The organism is Stenotrophomonas sp. Steno-C17 (assembly GCF_056393165.1).
In genome coordinates, this window is the sequence record NZ_JBWJPD010000002.1 from 220,578 (window position 1) to 235,757 (window position 15,180).

At 66.4% G+C, this 15,180-nt stretch carries 14 protein-coding genes; 12 read left to right on the forward strand and 2 right to left on the reverse strand.

Features of this window, described 5'->3' with window-relative positions:
• The first annotated feature begins 255 nt into the window (after positions 1–255).
• The 10 genes from rpsB (at position 256) to bamA (ending at position 12,016) form a co-directional block, all read left to right on the forward strand.
• The gene (gene rpsB / locus AC06FA_RS02840) at positions 256–1,062 is read left to right on the forward strand and encodes a 30S ribosomal protein S2 (protein WP_108764568.1); all 807 of its coding nucleotides are present in this window, start codon (positions 256–258) and stop codon (positions 1,060–1,062) included.
• 126 nt (positions 1,063–1,188) lie between these two features.
• Positions 1,189–2,064 carry a translation elongation factor Ts gene (gene tsf / locus AC06FA_RS02845; protein WP_478067022.1) on the forward strand — a complete coding sequence of 292 codons (876 nt, stop codon included), beginning with the start codon at positions 1,189–1,191 and terminating at the stop codon, positions 2,062–2,064.
• A gap of 253 nt (positions 2,065–2,317) precedes the next feature.
• Positions 2,318–3,856, forward strand: a complete 1,539-nt coding sequence (locus tag AC06FA_RS02850; RefSeq protein ID WP_478067023.1) for a sensor domain-containing diguanylate cyclase — start codon at positions 2,318–2,320, stop codon at positions 3,854–3,856.
• A 120-nt stretch (positions 3,857–3,976) separates the two neighbouring features.
• A complete protein-coding gene (gene pyrH, locus AC06FA_RS02855) occupies positions 3,977–4,705 on the forward strand; it encodes a UMP kinase (RefSeq protein WP_108749066.1) in 729 nt (242 codons plus the stop codon).
• A 97-nt stretch (positions 4,706–4,802) separates the two neighbouring features.
• The gene (frr, locus tag AC06FA_RS02860; protein WP_108749065.1) at positions 4,803–5,357 is read left to right on the forward strand and encodes a ribosome recycling factor; all 555 of its coding nucleotides are present in this window, start codon (positions 4,803–4,805) and stop codon (positions 5,355–5,357) included.
• 5 nt (positions 5,358–5,362) lie between these two features.
• Positions 5,363–6,130 (forward strand): polyprenyl diphosphate synthase, encoded by a 768-nt coding sequence (uppS, locus tag AC06FA_RS02865; RefSeq protein WP_478067024.1) that lies wholly within the window; start codon positions 5,363–5,365, stop codon positions 6,128–6,130.
• Positions 6,127–6,972, forward strand: coding sequence for a phosphatidate cytidylyltransferase (locus AC06FA_RS02870; RefSeq protein WP_478067025.1), 846 nt, complete (start codon positions 6,127–6,129; stop codon positions 6,970–6,972). Before uppS ends, AC06FA_RS02870 begins: the two co-directional genes overlap by 4 nt.
• A gap of 2 nt (positions 6,973–6,974) precedes the next feature.
• The gene (locus AC06FA_RS02875; RefSeq protein WP_478067026.1) at positions 6,975–8,165 is read left to right on the forward strand and encodes a 1-deoxy-D-xylulose-5-phosphate reductoisomerase; all 1,191 of its coding nucleotides are present in this window, start codon (positions 6,975–6,977) and stop codon (positions 8,163–8,165) included.
• 54 nt (positions 8,166–8,219) lie between these two features.
• On the forward strand, positions 8,220–9,578 hold the full coding sequence (gene rseP / locus AC06FA_RS02880) for an RIP metalloprotease RseP (protein WP_478067027.1): 1,359 nt from the start codon (positions 8,220–8,222) through the stop codon (positions 9,576–9,578).
• Between the two features lie 74 nt (positions 9,579–9,652).
• Positions 9,653–12,016 carry an outer membrane protein assembly factor BamA gene (gene bamA / locus AC06FA_RS02885; RefSeq protein ID WP_478067028.1) on the forward strand — a complete coding sequence of 788 codons (2,364 nt, stop codon included), beginning with the start codon at positions 9,653–9,655 and terminating at the stop codon, positions 12,014–12,016.
• Positions 12,017–12,175: 159 nt separating this feature from the next.
• Here bamA and AC06FA_RS02890 read toward each other — a convergent pair whose 3' ends face one another.
• Positions 12,176–12,718 (reverse strand): hypothetical protein, encoded by a 543-nt coding sequence (locus AC06FA_RS02890; protein ID WP_478067030.1) that lies wholly within the window; start codon positions 12,716–12,718, stop codon positions 12,176–12,178.
• A 235-nt stretch (positions 12,719–12,953) separates the two neighbouring features.
• Positions 12,954–13,550 (reverse strand): NMCC_0638 family (lipo)protein, encoded by a 597-nt coding sequence (locus AC06FA_RS02895; protein WP_478067031.1) that lies wholly within the window; start codon positions 13,548–13,550, stop codon positions 12,954–12,956.
• A 148-nt stretch (positions 13,551–13,698) separates the two neighbouring features.
• Here AC06FA_RS02895 and lpxD point away from each other — a divergent pair, with 148 nt between their 5' ends.
• Both lpxD and fabZ read left to right on the forward strand, forming a co-directional pair.
• Positions 13,699–14,721, forward strand: coding sequence for a UDP-3-O-(3-hydroxymyristoyl)glucosamine N-acyltransferase (gene lpxD / locus AC06FA_RS02900; protein ID WP_478067032.1), 1,023 nt, complete (start codon positions 13,699–13,701; stop codon positions 14,719–14,721).
• Complete coding sequence (gene fabZ / locus AC06FA_RS02905; RefSeq protein ID WP_108749058.1) at positions 14,718–15,173, forward strand: 3-hydroxyacyl-ACP dehydratase FabZ; 456 nt, start codon at positions 14,718–14,720, stop codon at positions 15,171–15,173. The genes lpxD and fabZ overlap by 4 nt, the downstream gene beginning before the upstream one ends.
• Positions 15,174–15,180 lie beyond the last annotated feature (7 nt).

A 15,180-nucleotide genomic window follows, 5' to 3' on the forward strand; every position in this document is an offset into this window, starting at 1 on the left:
GGCCATTTGCCCCGCGCCCCTGGATCTGGCTATAATCCTCGGGATGCCCTGCCGCCCTGTGCGCGGGGCGCCGTCCACACCGGACGTCACCGGTGAATCCACACCTGCTGCCCCCATCCGTGCCGGGGTGCTCCGCAAGGAGTTCGGCCACGGAGGCAACAGGGAAGCCCAACCCCGGAACCACTCGCGTTTCCACGCGTCCCGCATACCTATTCCCGCGGGCGGAAATGCAGGTTCCCCATCAGGAGTATTGCAATGCCCCAGGTCACCATGCGTCAGATGCTGGAAGCCGGCGTCCACTTCGGCCACCAGACCCGCTACTGGAACCCCAAGATGGCTCCGTACATCTTCGGCGCCCGCGGCAAGATCCACATCATCAACCTGGAAAAGACCGTCCCGCTGTTCAACGACGCGATGAACTTCATCTCGTCGGTGGCCCAGAAGCGCGGCACCGTCCTGTTCCTGGGCACCAAGCGCAGCGCCCGCGAAACCATCCGTGAAGAAGCCGAGCGTTGCGGCATGCCGTTCATGAACCAGCGTTGGCTGGGCGGCACCCTGACCAACTTCCGTACCGTCAAGCAGTCGGTTGCCCGCCTGAAGGAACTGGAAGCCGGCGAAACCGACGGCACCTTCGAAAAGCTGGTCAAGCACGAAGTGCTGGGCCTGCGTCGCGAGCGTGACAAGCTGGAAGCCTCGCTGGGCGGCATCAAGGACATGAACCGTCTGCCGGACGCCATCTTCGTGATCGACATCGGCCACGAAGACATCGCGATCAAGGAAGCCAAGAAGCTGGGCATCCCGGTCATCGCCGTGGTCGACACCAACTACAACCCGGAACTGGTCGACTACGCCATCCCGGGCAACGACGACGCCATCCGCGCTGTGCAGCTGTACGCCCGCGCCGCTGCCGACGCCGTGCTGGAAGGCAAGGCTGCTGCTCCGCACGCTGCTTCGGTGCGTGAAGAAGAGTTCGCCGACGCTGCTGCTGAAGGCGAAGACAAGGCCGCCCGCCGCGCTCCGGCGAAGAAGGCTGCCAAGAAGGGCGACGACGCCCAGGCCTGATCCAGGCCCCGGGGTGGACGCCCGGCGTCCACCCTCCCTGCGCGCAGCCTTGGGCGCGTGAGAGGACCGTGTCATACGGGCCGGCCACCATGCCGGCCCAACCCCTTTCTTTCGTGAGGAAATCCCGTGGAAATCACTGCTTCCCTGGTCAAGGAACTGCGCGAGCGCACCGGCGCCGGCATGATGGAATGCAAGAAGGCGCTGACCGAAGCCGGCGGCGACATCGACGCCGCTGCTGAAGCCCTGCGCAAGTCGGGCGCTGCCAAGGCCGACAAGAAGGCTGACCGCGTGGCTGCCGAAGGTCGCCTGGGCCTGGCCCAGGACGGCGGCAAGGCCATCCTGGTCGAAGTCAACTCGGAAACCGACTTCGTCGCCAACGACATCAACTTCAAGAACTTCGTCGACTCCGTCGCTGCTGCCGCCCTGGCCGCTGGCGCCACCGACGTCGAAGCCGTGAAGGCTGCCAAGCTGGCCGATGGCCGCACCGTGGAAGAAGCCCGCGCCACCGCCGTGCAGACCCTGGGTGAAAACATCCAGATCCGCCGCCTGGTGAAGGTCGACACCACCGGCAACGTCGGTGCCTACGTGCACACCAACGGCAAGGTCGGCGTGCTGGTCGATCTGATCGGCGGCGACGTCGAGCTGGCCCGTGGCCTGGCCATGCACGTGGCTGCGCTGAAGCCGCCGCACAACAAGGCAGCCGATGTTCCGGCCGACTTCGTTGAGAAGGAAAAGGAAATCGAACTGGCGAAGATGTCCGAGAAGGACAAGTCCAAGCCGGCCGACATCCTGGAAAAGATCATCAGCGGCAAGATCAACAAGATCGTCAGCGAAGTGACCCTGTACGGCCAGACCTACGTGCTGGGCGAAACCACCGTCGAGCAGGTGGTCAAGGCCGCCGGCGCCGACGTGGCAGGCTTCCAGCTGCTGATCGTGGGCGAAGGCATCGAGAAGGTGGTGGAAGACTACGCCGCCGAAGTCGCCAAGGCCATGCAGGTCTGATTCCAGCCCACCGGCTGTGAGCTGACCAGAAGGAGCCGCGGGAAACCGCGGCTCTTTTTTTGTGCCCGTGGCAGCTGTGAAGCGCTGGCTGCACACCGTCGGCGCGCACTCACGTGCCAGATACCTTTGCGTTGTTTGCGATTCAAGCCGATACTCGGCACAGGGGAATTCGCAGTCACATAGCAGGAACGAAAAACGCAAACTGTGATGCATTCCTAAGTATTCTTGTCCTAATGGAATTTGACGATCCGACATGCCTCCTGAGCTGACTGCTGCCCTGGCGTTGTGCCGCAACCTGCCCTCGCCTCCCGGTATTGCCCTGCGCATCATCGAACTGGCGCAGGACCCGGAAGCGGATATCGCCACCGCCGCCGACATCATCGCCATCGACATGGCGCTGAGTGCTCGCATGCTGCGCATTGCCAACTCTCCCCTGTACGCCAGCCGCCGCCGCATCGAGAACCTCGGCCAGGCGCTGACCATGCTGGGGTTGAACGCCACCATCAGCCTGGCGCTGGGCTTCACCGTGACCCAGGGCCTGACCGCCGGCGGCGGTGCCGACCACGACCTGCGCCAGCGCGCGTGGAAGCGCAGCATCCTCAGCGCACTGGCCGCCAGCCAGCTGGGCCAAGCGCGCGGCCTGCGCCGCCTGGAAGAACTGATGCTGGCCGGCCTGCTGCAGGACATGGGCGTGCTGTGCCTGGCCCAGGCCGAATCCGAACGCTACCTGCCGCTGCTGCGCGAAGCAGATGACAACCCCGACCTGGTCGCCCGTGAGCGCCAGGCGCTGGGCTGCAGCCACGCCGACGTGGGCGCGTGGGTGGCCGAGGAATGGGGCCTGCCGCGCTACCTGGTGGACAGCATCCGCCACAGCGAGGATGCCGAACCGGCCACCACCCCGTTCCAGGCCTGCGTGCAGCTGTCTGGCGCGGTCGCCGATATCTGGCTGGACAGCGACGCCGATGCCGCGCGCGAACGCGCCCTGCACCAGGTACACGACCAGCTGCAGCTGGACAGCGCCCGCTTCGACCAGGTGCTGGCGCGCATGAGCGACGCCCTGCCCGATATCGCCAGCCTGTTCGAAACCGGCCTGAGCTCGCCGCAGCGCGTGCGCGAACTGATCGACCACGCCCAGGAACTGACCACGCTGCGCAACCTGCGCGAAATGCAGGATGCCGAGCAGGCCCGGCGCCGTGCCGACGAATTCGAGGCCCGGGCCAAACGCCTGGCCGACCAGGCCCACCGCGATGCGCTGACCGGCGTGCTCAACCGCCGCCAGCTGGAAGCCGTGCTCGAGCAGGAGTTCCTGCGCGCCGGGCGCCATGGCTGGCCACTGTCAGTGGCCTTCATCGACCTGGACGATTTCAAGAAGATCAACGACGCCCACGGCCACCTGACCGGCGACGAAGTGCTGCGCGCCTTCGCCGCCAAGCTGCAGGGCCAGCTGCGCAACAGCGACACGGTCGCCCGCTTCGGCGGCGAGGAATTCGTGGCCCTGCTGCCCAACACCAGCGAAGCCATGGCCCTGGACGTGATCCGCCGGGTGCTGGCGAACATCGTCGCCACGCCGATGACCGAGGCCGAAAACGGGCCGCTGTTCGTCACCTTCTCCGCCGGCGTGGCCACCCAGGGCGGCTACGAGCGCTTCGCCACCGTGCAGGACCTGCTGCGCGCGGCCGATGACGTGCTGTACCGCTCCAAGAACCTGGGCCGCAACCGGGTCATCGCCCGCTCGCCCGGCGAACTGGGGCATGATGAGCTGTCGGCGACTGCGGGCCTCGAGCTTGGCTGAATGGATCCCCTGGCCCAGGCCGGGGGATCACGCCAAATCGCGCCGCAGCGCACAAAACGCTTTGGCCGCGCGCTGCATGCGCGTAGAATCGCCCGCGATTTCCACGCACCCGAGGTCCTCATGTCCAAGCTCGCCTATCGCCGCATCCTTCTGAAACTGTCCGGGGAGGCGCTGATGGGAGACGAGGACTACGGCATCGACCCGAAGATCATCAACCGCCTGGCCCGTGAAGTGATCGAGGCCCAGCAGGCCGGCGCCGAAGTGGCCCTGGTGATCGGCGGCGGCAACATCTTCCGTGGCGCCGGCCTGGCCGCAGGCGGCATGGACCGGGTGACCGGCGACCAGATGGGCATGCTGGCCACGGTCATCAACGCCCTGGCCATGCAGGATGCGCTGGAAAAGCTCGGCGCCAAGGCCCGCGTGATGAGCGCCATCAAGATCAACGACGTGTGCGAGGACTACATCCGCCGCCGCGCCATCCGCCATCTGGAAAAGGGCCGCCTGGTCATTTTCGCCGCCGGCGTCGGCAGCCCGTTCTTCACCACCGATTCGGGCGCCGCCCTGCGCGCGATCGAGATCGGCGCGGACCTGCTGCTGAAGGCGACCAAGGTCGATGGCGTGTACGACAAGGACCCGAACAAGTACAGCGACGCGGTGCGCTTCGACAGCCTGAGCTACGACGAAGTGATCCGCCGCGGCCTGGAAGTGATGGATACCGCCGCCTTCGCCCTGGCGCGCGACAGCGACCTGCCGATGCGCGTGTTCGACATGGGCCAGCCGGGCGAGCTGCTGAAGATCCTCAACGGCGCCAACATCGGCACCCTGGTCCAGGGCCGCGATCCGGCCTGAGCCTGAGCGCCAGCCGGGCCCTGCGCCGATCCAGGCCCGGCAGCGTCCCGTATTCGCCTATAATCGCCCGATTCCAGTTACATCCAGGACCCGGGCGATGCTCAACGACATCAAGAACAACGCGCAGACGCGCATGGCCAAGAGCATCGACGCTCTGAAGCACACCCTCACCTCCATCCGCACCGGTCGCGCCACGCCGGCCCTGCTGGACCGCGTGACGGTCAATGCCTACGGCAACGCCAGCACCCCGCTGAACCAGGTCGCGTCCATTTCCAATGCCGACGCCCACTCCCTGCTGGTCACGCCCTTCGACAAGAGCATGATCAAGGAGATCGAGAAGGGCCTGTACAACGCCGAGTTCACCCCGAACACCCTGGGCACCGCGATCCGCATCAACATGCCGCCGCCGACCGAAGAGCGCCGCAAGGAACTGGCCAAGCAGGTGCAGAAGGAAGGCGAAGGCGCCAAGATCGCGATCCGCAACATCCGCCAGGATGCGAACAAGGAAATCGCCAAGCTGGTCAAGGACAAGGCGATCAGCGAAGACGAAAAGAAGCGCGGCGAAGACGACATCCAGAAGCTGACCGACAGCAACATCAAGGATGTCGACAAAGTCGTAGCCGACAAGGAAAAGGAACTGTTGTCGGTCTGAAGTCGATGCCTTCAGTCCCGCCACCTCTGCCGGCCGCCCTGCCCCGCCACGTTGCCATCATCATGGATGGCAACGGGCGCTGGGCACAGCAGCGCCGCCGCCCGCGCGTGATCGGCCACCGTGCCGGTGCCCGCGCGGTCAATCGCACCATCGAGCGCTGCCTTGAACTGGGCATTCCGGCGCTGACCCTGTTCGCGTTTTCCAGCGAGAACTGGGGCCGGCCGCAGGAAGAAGTCGATGCCCTGATGAAGCTGTTCCTCGGCGCGCTCGATCGCGAAGTGGACGAGCTGCATCGGCGCGGCGTGCGCGTGCGCTTCATCGGCGAACGCGAACGTTTCGGCGCCGGGCTGGTCAGCCGCATGCAGCTGGCCGAACAGCGCACCGCCGAGAACACCACCCTCACCCTGTCCATCGCCGCCAGCTACGGCGGGCGCCAGGACATTGCCCGTGCCGCCCGCGCACTGGCGGTGGAAGTGGCCGCCGGCCGCCTGTTGCCCGAGCAGATCGATGAATCGCTGCTGGGCCGCCAGGTCGCACTGGCCGACCTGCCGCCGCCGGATCTGTTCATCCGCACCGGTGGTGACACCCGCATCAGCAATTTCCTGCTGTGGCAGCTGGCGTATACCGAGCTGTGGTTCACCGAAGCGCTGTGGCCGGATTTCGATGCCGCACTGCTGCAGCAGGCGCTGGACGCCTATGCCAGCCGTGAGCGCCGCTTCGGCCTGACCAGCGCCCAGATCGCCGCCATGGCCACCGAGACGTCCAGCCCATGACCAAGACCCGAGTCCTCGCCGCGCTGATCATGGCGCCGGTCGCCATCGCCGCGATCCTGCTGCTGCCCACGCAGTGGCTGGCCGCCGCCGCGGCCGCCGTGTTCCTTGTCGGCCTGTGGGAATGGCTGAAGCTGGCCGACGTGGAAGACACCCTGGCCCGTACCGTGCTGTTGGTGCTGAACCTGCTGCTGATGGTGCTGCTGGTCTGGGCCGATGCCGGCAGCCTGGTGCTGTACCAGATCGCCACCCTGGTGGGCGTCGGCTGGTGGCTGTGCGCCCTGCTGTGGCTGCGCTTCTACCAGTTCGGTGCGCAGCCGGGCAGCCCGGCGCGCATCCTCAAGCTGCTGGCCGGCACCCTGGCCATCGTCCCTTCGTGGGCGGCGCTGGTGCTGATCCACGCCGGTGGCGACGTCGACACCACGCGCAGCGGCAATGGCCACCTGTGGCTGTTCGCCGCGCTGGCGCTGGTCTGGGCCGCCGACTCCGGTGCGTATTTCGCCGGTCGCCGCTTCGGCAAGCACAAGCTGGCCCCGCGCATCAGCCCCAACAAGACCTGGGAAGGCCTGCTGGGCGGGCTGCTGGCCGGCGTGGCCGTGGCCGTCGGCCTGGGCCTGCTGGCCGGCGTGGACACCGCCCACCTGCCGGGCCTGCTGGTCACCGCCGTGGTGGCGGTGTTCGCCTCGGTGCTGGGTGACCTGTATGAAAGCCTGATCAAGCGCCATGCCGGCGCCAAGGATTCGGGCCATCTCATTCCTGGCCACGGCGGCGTGCTGGACCGCATCGACGGCGTGCTGGCCGCCCTGCCCGTGTTCGCGCTGGGCAAGGAAATCTTCGGGTTCTGACCATGGACGTTGCTGCACACCCCCGCCGGGTCGCCGTGTTCGGCGCCACCGGCTCCATCGGCGCTTCCACGCTGGACGTGATCGCCCGCCATCGGCAGCAGTACCAGGCGACCGTTCTGGCCGCCGGGCGCCAGGTCGAAGCGCTGCTGGCGCTGTGCCGGGTGCACCGTCCAGCGCACGCGGTCATCGCCGACGAAACCCTGTTCGCGCAGCTGCGCGACGGCCTGCGCGATGCCGGCCTGGCCACGCAAGCGCATGCCGGCGCCCGCGCCCTGGACCAGCTGGCCGCCAGCGATGCCTGCGACACCGTCGTGGCCGCCATCGTCGGCGCCGCCGGGCTGTCCTCGACCCTGGCCGCCGCCGCCGCGGGCAAGCGCATCCTGCTGGCCAACAAGGAGTCGCTGGTCCTGGCCGGCGAGCTGCTGACCCGCACCGCCGACCAGGCCGGCGCCGAAATCATCCCGATCGACAGCGAACACAGCGCCATCTTCCAGTGCCTGCGCTCGCGTGACGCCAGCCTGGACGGCGCCGGCGTGCGCCGCATCCTGCTGACCGCCTCGGGTGGCCCGTTCCGTGGCCGCAGCCGCGCCGAGCTGGCCCAGGTCACCCCGGCCCAGGCCGTGGCCCACCCGAAGTGGTCGATGGGCCCGAAGATCTCGGTCGATTCGGCCACCCTGATGAACAAGGGCCTGGAAGTGATCGAGGCCCACCACCTGTTTGCCGTGCCGGGCGAGCGCATCGAGGTGCTGGTGCACCCACAGAGCCTGGTCCATTCGCTGGTCGAATTCGTCGACGGCTCCACCCTGGCCCAGCTGGGCCTGCCGGACATGCGCACCACCCTGGCGGTGGGCCTGGGCTGGCCGCAGCGCATCGAATCGGGCGTGGGCGGGCTGGACCTGCTGGCCCAGGGCCGGCTGGATTTCGAGGCCCCCGACACCGAGGCCTTCCCGTGCCTGGCCCTGGCCTGGCAGGCCATGCAGGCCGGCGGCACTGCCCCGGCGGTGCTGAACGCGGCCAATGAAGAGGCCGTTTCAGCGTTTCTTCAGGGCCGGATCGCTTTCCTGAGCATTCCGGACCTCGTGGCTAACGCTCTTTCAACACTGCCCAGCGAGCCAGCCGATACACTGGAGGGCCTGTTGGCCGCCGACCAGCGGGCACGCCACCTCACCCTGAACGCCATCGCCGCTGCCTGAACGCCTCGACGAACTGCATGACGCTTCCGACCCTGTCCGCCACTGTGAGCCTGCATGACTGACTTCATCGGATCGGTCTGGTGGATGATTGTCAGCCTCGGGCTGCTGGTCACCTTCCACGAGTTCGGCCACTACTGGGTGGGCCGCATGTGCGGGGTGAAGGTGCTGCGCTTCTCGGTCGGCTTCGGGCGGCCGCTGTGGTCGCGCCGCGACAAGCACGGCACCGAGTTCGCCATCGCCGCCCTGCCGCTGGGTGGCTACGTGAAGTTCCTGGACGAGCGCGAGGTGGAAGTCCACCCGCATGAGCGCGGCCAGGCCTTCAACCACAAGACCGTCTGGCAGCGCATCGCCATCGTCGCTGCCGGCCCCGCCGCCAACCTGCTGCTGTGCATCCTGCTGCTGTGGGCGATGTTCGTGATCGGCAAGCAGGACTACTCGGCCACCCTGGGCCGGGCCACCGGCATGGCCGCCACCGCCGGCCTGGTCAGCGGCGACCGCGTGCTGCGCGTGGATGACCGCAGCGTGGTCACCCTGGGCGAGGCCAGCATGGCGCTGACCGCCGCCGCGATGGACCGCCGCGACGTGAACGTCGAGGTGGTCGACCTGGCCGACCAGATCCAGACCCGTACCCTGCCGCTGTCGCAGCTGCCAGCCGGCTTCGACGAACGCCGGGTGCCGCTGCTGGCCGGCCTGCACTGGCAGGCGTGGATGCAGCCGGCACTGGTGGACAGCCTGACCGCCGATTCGGCCGTGGCCGGCCAGCTGCAGGCCGGCGACCTGATCGTGGCCATCGACGGCCAGCGCATCGACAGCGCCGAACAGGTCAGCCCGGAAATCCAGGCCCTGGGGCGCCACGGCGGCCCGGGCATGATCGAAGTGCTGCGCGGTGGCGAGCGCCTGGCGCTGGAAGTCACCCCGCGCCAGGGCAAGGACGGCAAGGGCCAGCCGCAGTGGCAGATCGGCGTGGGCTTTGCCAGCACCTACAGCCCGCCATACGACACCCTGATGCGCTACGGCCCGCTGGATGCGGTCACCGCCGCCGTGCGCGAAACCGGCCGCCTGGGCGCCGATTCGCTGGCCATGATGGCCCGCATCGTCACCGGCAAAGCCTCGCTGCAGAACGTTTCCGGCCCGGTCACCATCGCCCGCGTGGCCAATATTTCGGCCAAGCGCGGCGTCGACTGGTTCCTGCAGTTCCTGGCGCTGCTGTCGCTCAGCCTGTGCATCATCAACCTGCTGCCCATTCCCATCTTGGACGGCGGGCACCTGCTGTATTACCTTATTGAGTTGGTCAAGGGCAGCCCGCTGAGCGAGCGTGCCATCGCCGCCGGACAGTACATCGGTCTGGCGCTGCTGGCCGGGCTGATGGGACTGGCGTTCTACAACGACATCCTCGGCCTGGTCCCGCGATGAACTTTTCCACGTTGTTGCCGTCTACAGCGTCGGCATCCCGCACCAATGAAATCGACCTTCCTACCGGACGTGACATGACGCGACTCCCCAATCGCCGCCTGCTGGCCCTCGCCCTCGCCGCCGTCACCGGCGCCCCCGTGCTGGCCCAGGCTGCCGAGCCCTTCACTGTCAGCGACATCCGCGTCGACGGTCTGCAGCGCATCAGCTCGGGCACGGTGTTCACCTATCTGCCGGTGGAACGCGGCGAGACCGTGACCGACAGCAAGGTCAGCGACACCATCCGCGCCCTGTACAAGACCGGCTTCTTCGAAGACGTGCAGCTGGACCGCCAGGGCAGCATCCTGGTGGTGACCGTGAAGGAACGCCCGGCGATCAACAAGCTGACCGTCACCGGCAACAAGGACATCAAGAGCGACCAGCTGTTGAAGGGCCTGTCCGACATCGGCCTGACCGAAGGCGGCACCTTCGACCGCCTGAGCCTGGATCGTGTGACCCAGGAGCTTCGTCGCCAGTACAACGACCGTGGCAAGTACAACGTGGAAATCACCCCGACGGTGAGCCCGCTGGACCGCAACCGCGTGGACATCGCCATTGCCATCAAGGAAGGCAAGGCGGCCAAGATCCGCCACGTCAACCTGGTCGGTACCGAGAAGTACGACGCGCGCGACATCCTGGAAATCTGGGAATCGAAGGAGCACAACTGGGCCTCGTGGTACCGCCGCGATGACCAGTACTCCAAGGAAAAGCTGTCCGGCGACCTGGAAAAGCTCAACTCCTGGTACCTGGACCGTGGCTACGTCGATTTCAGCATCGATTCCACCCAGGTCTCGATCAGCCCGGACAAGCGCGACATGTTCGTGACGGCCGGCGTGACCGAGGGCAACCAGTACAAGATCTCCGACATCAAGGTCAGCGGCGACACCATCCTCCCGCAGGAAGATGTCGAGCGCATGGTCGTGCAGAAGGCCGGCGATACGTTCTCGCGCGCCCTGCTGGAGTTCAGCTCCGACTCGATCACCAATTCGCTGTCCAACATCGGCTACGCGTTCGCCAAGGTGAACCCGATCCCGACCACCAACCGCGCCGAGCAGACCGTGGCGGTGAACATGCAGGTGGTGCCGGGCCCGCGCGTGTCGGTGCGCCGCATCATCTTCAAGGGCAACACCCGCACGTCCGACGAAGTGATGCGTCGCGAAATGCGTCAGTTCGAGAACACCTGGTACTCGCAGGCCGCCATCGACCGTTCCAAGATCCGCCTGCAGCGCCTGGGCTACTTCGAAACGGTGGACGTGGAAACCCCGGCGGTCAGCGGCAGCAATGACCAGGTGGACGTGGTCTACAACGTGAAGGAAACCACGTCGGGCAGCTTCGTGTTCGGCCTGGGCTATTCGCAGTCCTACGGCATGACCACCTCGGTGCAGCTGTCGCAGAACAACTTCCTGGGCGGCGGCAACCGCGTGTCGGTGGAAGCCTCGCGCAGCAGCTACCTGCAGCGCTACGGCTTCAGCTACACCAACCCGTACTTCACCGATGACGGCGTGTCGCTGGGCTACAACCTGTCCTGGCGCGAGCTGGACTACTCCGACTTCAACACCGCGCAGTACAACAGCACCAACGGTGCCGCGCAGGTGGTGTTCGGCGTGCCGCTGACCGAGACCGACACGGTCTCGCTGATGTTCGGCATCGACAGCAACCAGATCTCGACCTACAACTACGCCACGCCGCAGTCGATCATCGACTACATCAACGTGATGGGCAGCAAGACCTTCCATGCCTGGCGCACGGAACTGGGTTGGGCCCGCGATTCGCGCAACGATTACTTCATGCCGACCCGCGGTACCTACCAGCGCGTGGGCCTGGAAACCACCCTGCCCGGCTCGACCGTCGAGTACTTCAAGCTGAACTACCAGATCAGCAAGTACTGGCCGATCATCCCCTCGCTGGTCATCAACACCCGTGCGGAAATCGGCTACGGTGACAGCTATGGCAAGGACAAGACGGCCATCGTGCCGGATGCCGACGGCAACCTGCGCGAGGTGACCGCGTCGGGCCTGCCGTTCTATGAGAACTTCTACGCTGGCGGTACCAATTCGGTGCGCGGCTTCGAAGACAACACCCTGGGCCCGCGTGAGAAGACCCCGAGCTACCCCGATGGCCAGCCGCTGGGCGGTTCGCTGAAGACCGTCGGCTCGATCGAAGCCTACTTCCCGCGCCTGTTCGACAGCCCGTCGGCACGCGTGTCGGCCTTCGTCGACTTCGGCAACGTCTACAACGGCGTGGACAACTTCAAGGCCAACGAGCTGCGCGTGTCCACCGGTGTGGCCCTGCTGTGGCGCGCCCCGGTCGGCCCAATCTCGATCAGCTATGCGTTCCCGCTGAAGAAGGAAGACGGCGACGAAATCGAACGTCTGCAGTTCACCTTCGGCGGGCAGTTCTGACGAACCGCGGGGCGGTTCGCAGGAACTGCCCCCGCATTCCACCTATCCCCCGCGCCGTTGGCGCGCCCCCCTTAACAAAGGGGGGCTTTCCACCAGACGGGTTACGAAAACGCCGGGCGCTGCCCGGCGTTATTCGTTTCTGCGAGAACAGAGTGAGTGCTACAGGAACACGTAGCCAAGGACGCCGCCGGTGCCTCCAACACCCTCGCAGGCAAAATCACGGCTGTCGAAATGGCGGATTTTCCCCTGCCAGATGAAGCCGCAGCGGTACAGGGGGACCGAGCCCGGCACCTGGACCGTGGAAATGTATCCAAGGCGCTGATCACCCGGCATCACCACGCCCCCCGTCGCCGCCTCGCAGTCGGGATCCGGTGATGTGAATGAATTCCAGGGGTGCGGCCCGATGCAGTTTCGAATCAGGACGCTGTTCTCGAAGGGGGTGGCCGAGATGAAGCCGAGCGTGCCCTCGTACTGGTGCCCGATGTCCTCCCAATTTTCAGGCCAGTAAAAATGCGTGGTGTGGGTATTTGTTTTCGGACGATAAATGCGGAAAATCTCGCGCAGCTCGACCCCCGGCGGCAGCGACATCGCTGACACTTCGGGAGCCACACCGGCCCCTACGACAGGCGCCGCAGATGAAGCGGCGGCCGAAACCAGTCCAGCACACAGCAGCAATGCAACGCCCGTAACCTTTCTGCTCATACAAATTCCATCCAATGGACGCAGGCATCTTGCCTGCCATTCGATGCTATCAACGCGATTTTGACGCGACGAAATCCGCGGTCTTTTTCGTACTTTTCTCAATACGGAAGGTGACAAAACACCGCAATGTTCGTGTTCCCTCGTGCATTGCGGCGGATCACCAGACGGATTACGAAAACGCCGGGCATTGCCCGGCGTTTTTTTTGTCGTAGCGTCGAGCTTGCTCGACGGCGGTTCAACGCTGCTTCGGCGCCGCCACGGGAACGAACTCGCGGGTGGACACGCTGGCCATCGAGGCCATCGCCTGCAGCGGCATGGCCGGATCGGTGGACGTGGTGAGGGTGAACAGCACGCCGGTCGGGGCCTCCGGCGCATTCACGCCCCACGAGCGGGTGTGGGTGCCTTCGCGGTTCGGCCCGGACGTCTTCACCTCGGTGACCTGCAGCGGTGCCGGCACGCTCTGCAACATCCGCTGGAACTCGGCCACGAAGGCATCCGGCTGCGCCTGACGGGCAAAGACCGCGCACACCCCGTCGTCGGTCTGCGCCACCGCATAGTTGCCGCCGCCCAGGCTGATGGCCCAGGCCTTGCCGGTCTTTCCCAGCAGGAAACTCTGCGCGGTACCGGCGGGCAACGGGGCCAGCCCGTTCGATTCCATGAACTGCTCGACCTTGCGGGCATCGCCAAAGGCGGCCAGGCAGGTATTGGTGAACAGCCGACCAAAGTCGACGGCGCCCCCGGCGGGTGCGTCGGCGGCACGAACCGGGCCGGACAGGGCAAGGGCAGCGGCAACGGCAACGGCAACGGCCACCGGATACAACAGGTTTCGCATGAAAGATCCTTTTTCGTGGCCCACGCACACCGCGCGGGCATCCAGAGGGTGCGGCCACCCTAGCCTACGCAGCGCCTCGATGACCAGCCCGGGGCGGCCGCAGACGCCTGCGCATGACCGGAATGGCGTCACACGGTAAACTCCCGCCGTGAATACTCCTACCTACACCGCCCAGCAACTCGCCGATCAGTTCGGCCTGCAGGTCCATGGCGATCCTGCCACCGCCATCCACGGCGTGGCCACCCTCGCCCATGCCGGTGCCGGCCAGCTGACCTTCCTTGCCAACCCGCGCTACCGCGCCCAGCTGGCCGACAGCCACGCCTCGCTGGTGGTGCTGCGCGCCGACGATGCCGAGGCCGCCCCCGGCGCGGCATTGATCGCCAAGGATCCCTACACCACGTTCGCCAAGATCGCCGCGCTGTTCGACAGCGCGCCGGTGCGCGAGCCCGGCATCCACCCCAGCGCGGTCATCGACCCGCAGGCGCAGGTGGCCGCCAGCGCCCACATCGGTCCGTTCGTCACCATCGGCGCGCGCAGCGTGGTGGGCGAGAACTGCATCGTCGGCGCCGGCAGCATCATCGGCGAAGACTGCAGCCTGGACAGCGGCTGTGAACTGATCGCCCGGGTCACCCTGGTCACCCGGGTGAAGCTGGGCAAGCGCGTGCGCATCCACCCCGGCGCGGTGCTGGGCGCCGATGGCTTCGGCCTGGCCATGGATGCCGGCAAGTGGATCAAGGTGCCGCAGCTGGGCGGCGTGCGCATTGGCGATGACTGCGAGATCGGCGCCAATACCTGCGTCGACCGTGGCGCGCTGGAAGACACCGTGCTGGCCGAAGACGTGCGCCTGGACAACCTGGTGCAGATCGCCCACAACGTGCAGATCGGCGCGCACTCGGCCATCGCCGGCTGCACCGGCATTGCCGGCAGCGCCAAGATCGGCCGCTACTGCCTGCTCGGCGGCGCCGTCGGCGTGGTCGGCCACCTGGAAATCTGCGACAAGGTCGTGATCACCGGCAAGTCGGTGGTCCGCAACTCCATTACCGAACCGGGCGAGTACTCGTCCGGCACCCCCCTCACCGACAACCGCACGTGGCGCAAGAACGCCGCGCGCTTCAAGCAGCTTGATGCACTGGCCCGCCGCATCCTGTCTGTAAGCAAGGAGAAAGAATGAGCCAGACCCAGACCCTGCCGGACATGACGCAGATCCAGGCCCTGCTGCCGCACCGCTACCCGTTCCTGCTGGTGGACAAGGTGCTGTCGATCGACTACGAAAAGCGCACCATCGTGGCGACCAAGAACGTCAGCATCAACGAGCCGTTCTTCCAGGGCCACTTCCCCAACCAGCCGATCATGCCGGGCGTGCTGATCATCGAAGCCATGGCCCAGGCCGGTGGCGTGCTGACCCAGCTCACCCTGGGCCGCGATTCGCAGTCCAAGCTGTTCTACATGGTGAAGGTGGACAAGGCCCGCTTCACCAAGCAGGTGGTGCCGGGTGACGTGCTGGAAATGCACGTGGAGATCAAGCGCGTGATCCGCAACATGGCCGTGTACGACTGTGTGGCCAAGGTCGACGGCGAAGTGGTCGCCTGCGCCGAGGTGCTGTGCGCCGGCACCCGCGAATAACCCTGGC